Source organism: Vibrio sp. 1069 (genome assembly GCF_033340555.1).
On sequence record NZ_JAWOWP010000875.1, the window covers coordinates 1 to 536 of the forward strand.

Consider the following 536-nt stretch of genomic DNA (forward strand, 5'->3'; position numbering starts at 1 on the left):
CCAATCCGTTTTATTTGAAGCAAGGTGACAAAGTAGCTCTAGGTACAATTGACGACGAGTTCCCCAACTGGATCTTTATAACCAGTGTCGAAGGGGAGCAGGGTTGGGCTCCAATTCAATATATCGAGAAGATTGAAGGAGGTATATTGCTTCAAGACTATGACAATGTTGAGCTTAATACTGTCATTGGCGAAAAACTATCAGTGCTATTCGAACTTAATGAGTGGTATCGAGTTTCGAGGTCAACGGGTGAAATTGGTTGGGTACCAGTGCGCTCGGTACAACGTACATAACAATAAATTTAAGAGTGATTCACAACGCTCGGCGCTTTCACTTCAAGCCAGTTTAGTGTTTATGGCACAATGCTTTAGGTTGGGTGTTAGCGTTGTTCACACCTTAATGCGGCGTTAGCGCGCTGGGCCAGTCAAATCCTGGATGACATTGGAAAGGGTATCGGTCTATTCTTATTCTGATGTTTTTGTGAGGGTTAAGAGTATGGCACCAAGAAACTATTACACGTTACCTGAGATTGTCTT

The 536-nt window shown here is 43.1% G+C and carries 1 protein-coding gene; it reads left to right on the forward strand.

Features of this window, described 5'->3' with window-relative positions; genetic code table 11:
• A partial coding sequence (locus tag R7040_RS29565) for a hypothetical protein (protein WP_318098063.1) occupies positions 1-293 on the forward strand: 293 nt, incomplete at its 5' end.
• Positions 294-536 lie beyond the last annotated feature (243 nt).